4 protein-coding genes are annotated in these 2983 nt (G+C 41.0%); 3 read left to right on the plus strand and 1 reads right to left on the minus strand.

What is annotated here, in order from left to right; translation table 11 throughout:
* Positions 1-250, plus strand: a 250-nt coding sequence (locus tag AC1DSL_RS16820) for a GIY-YIG nuclease family protein (protein WP_477533084.1), incomplete at its 5' end; no start/stop codon positions are given.
* A 19-nt stretch (positions 251-269) separates the two neighbouring features.
* On the opposite strand, the gene AC1DSL_RS16825 is transcribed toward AC1DSL_RS16820, so the two are convergent.
* Complete coding sequence (locus tag AC1DSL_RS16825) at positions 270-476, minus strand: hypothetical protein (protein ID WP_477533085.1); 207 nt, start codon at positions 474-476, stop codon at positions 270-272.
* Between the two features lie 113 nt (positions 477-589).
* On the opposite strand from AC1DSL_RS16825, the gene AC1DSL_RS16830 reads away from it, so the two are divergent.
* Entirely contained in the window at positions 590-1114 is a 525-nt protein-coding gene (locus AC1DSL_RS16830; RefSeq protein WP_477533086.1) for an NfeD family membrane protein, read from the plus strand.
* Between the two features lie 15 nt (positions 1115-1129).
* Positions 1130-2671: a flotillin family protein gene (locus AC1DSL_RS16835; RefSeq protein ID WP_342542820.1), complete on the plus strand. Its 1542-nt coding sequence runs from the start codon at positions 1130-1132 to the stop codon at positions 2669-2671.
* Positions 2672-2983 lie beyond the last annotated feature (312 nt).

A 2983-nucleotide genomic window follows, 5' to 3' on the forward strand; every position in this document is an offset into this window, starting at 1 on the left:
GTTCATTGCTGCAGCGCCTAACTTGAAAAGACAAAATGGTTTGAAGTTCGAATTGAATGGCGGTACTTTATTGAATAAGGACTTGCAGAAAGATTGGGAACAATTCGGTGAAGAGTCATTTCAGTTTGAAGTGTTAGAGTCCATTGAAACGGAAGGGAAATCTGCTGTGCAGTTAAAAGAAGAACTAGCAGATGCAAAAGAAAAATGGTGTGTTGAAAAACAGCCTTATGGTGAACGTGGATATAATTGAAAGTAGCACATGTGCGGACTCAAGATTGAGTAGCACATGTGCTTTTATTTTTGGCTAGAAGTGCGGTTGTAATCTGCTTCACACAAGTAGAGATATCTTCAATACTCGTATCAACTTCCACATCATGCAGAATTTGGTCGACAACCAGATTCACTCCATTATCGAGAAACATTTGAATGGTACTATGAAAAAAATTCTGTAGGCATATGGCAGTTCCTGTATTCATTCAATTCATCTCAGCTAATAGTATCAAAAAAATATTTGGAAAAATGAAACTTTTCTTTTTGTCCTCCGTAGTAATAGGTGCGACTAAAGAATTCATTAAATGGGAGTGATTGGATGTCCATTGAACAAATCTACATGTATGTGCTCCTCGTTACGGGGGCAGTGACTGTTCTGTATGTATTTTTTGGAGATGTTGCTGAAGGGATTGGGGAAGGCATTCCTTTTTTAAACCCTACCGTTATAATGGCATTCGTCACTTTTGTTTCAGCCAGCGGGTATGTGCTTGAAGTCTCCACCAACTGGAATAGCTGGATTGTCTTGTTTGCGAGTCTCGCAGTGGGAGTGGTTCTCGATATTTTACTGTACTTTTTTATTTTACTACCCATGGCATCAGCCGAAGTGTCAATCGCCTATACGGATGAGTCGTTAGCAGGTTTAGTTGGCAAAGTCATTACGCCCATACCATCTGACGGTTATGGTGAGATTGTGATTGAAACCGTTGGCGGGCTTCTATCCAAGAGAGCAGTAGGCTATGACAATGAAGAGATTGCCTATGGCAAAGAAGTGTTAGTAATTGAGATAGAGGAAGGAACGTTTCTTGTCAGGGAATACGAACCTTTCGTTTTTAATAAAAAATAGATGGGGGAAATGAACATGGATATGAGTATGTTAGTTGTAGTGGGGATAGTGGCGTTTGTGTTGGTTGCTATTATTGGTGTGTATGTAACGAAATACAAGACTGTTGGTCCTGATGAAGCATTGATTGTAACAGGTAGTTATTTAGGGGCGAAAACGGTTCATACAGATGAATCAGGCAATCGTATAAAAATCATTCGGGGTGGCGGTACATTTGTATTTCCAGTTTTTCAGCAAGCACAGCCATTAAGTTTACTATCAAGTAAGCTGGAAGTTACGACTCCTGAAGTTTATACAGAGCAAGGTGTGCCGGTAATGGCAGACGGAACGGCCATCATTAAAATTGGTGGATCCATTTCCGAAATTGCAACGGCTGCTGAACAATTTTTAGGGAAGTCAAAAGAAGATCGTGAAAATGAAGCAAAAGAAGTACTGGAAGGTCATTTGCGCTCCATTTTGGGATCGATGACAGTGGAGGAAATCTACAAAAATCGCGACAAATTCTCGCAAGAAGTACAACGTGTCGCTTCTCAGGATTTAGCGAAAATGGGTCTAATCATTGTTTCATTTACCATCAAAGATGTACGTGACAAAAATGGCTACTTGGATTCACTTGGTAAACCACGTATTGCACAGGTCAAACGTGATGCTGATATTGCAACAGCAGAAGCAGATAAAGAAACACGAATCAAGCGTGCTGAAGCTGCAAAAGAGGCACAGCAATCCGAAATTGAACGTGCGACTGAAATTGCTTTGGCTGAAAAAGAGAATTTGCTGAAAGTCGCTGAGTATCGTCGCGAGCAAGATATCGCGAAGGCGCGTGCTGACCAAGCTTACGAACTCCAGACTGCAGTCTCGAAACAAGAAGTTATGGAACAGGAAATGCAAATCCGCATCATTGAACGTCAAAAGCAAATCGAACTTGAAGAAAAAGAAATTTTACGTCGCGAGAAACAATACGACTCTGAAGTTAAAAAGAAAGCGGACGCGGATCGTTATGCTATCGAGCAAAACGCGGCAGCTGCAAAATCCCGTGAAATGGCTGAAGCGGATGCGGAAAAATACCGTATCGAGGCAAGAGCGAAAGCGGATTCTGAAAAAGTACGACTTGATGGATTGGCGAAAGCTGACTCCGAACGTGCACAGGGTGAAACAGAAGCTGATATTATTCGCTTGAAAGGTCTTGCAGAAGCGGAAGCGAAACGAAAAATTGCGGAAGCATTCGAACATTACGGTCAAGCTGCAGTGTTGGATATGATTGTACGCATGATGCCGGAATATGCGAAACAAATTGCAAGCCCATTAGCAAATATCGACAAGATTACAGTGGTGGATACTGGCGGTGGAGAAGGTGGCGGCGCCAATAAAGTTACGTCGTATGCCACGAATTTAATGTCTACCCTTCAGGAAACATTGAAAGCTTCTTCTGGTATCGATGTGAAAGAAATGCTTGAAAACTACTCGGGCAAAGGAACATTGCGTCCAAGTTTAGACCGGATTTCCTATGAGATGCAAGACAAGAAAACGCAAGAAAAAGTGGAAGATCACGTATCAATTTAAAATCTTGAGCTCTCCGATTTTTGGGGAGCTTTTTTAGTAGAAAAAAGATATAAATGAACGTAATAATTAGATAATTTTGCCGAGTTTTAATGACAAATTAAGGTGGTAAAGGTAAAGTGAATAAAAGTATAAGTACGGTGGGGAGGTACCTATGGCATTAACAAGCGAACAAATCATTGATATAAAAGAAAAAACTTCCCTTGATCGAATTAATGTAGGACATGCAATTTCAACGTGCATAGGTAAATCTGAAGAAATAGGCTACAGTCTTTTCTCTTTGTTTCCCCGTCGTTCGTTCTGGGTGCGCTATAC

This window comes from Paenisporosarcina sp. P4_D4, assembly GCF_056401835.1.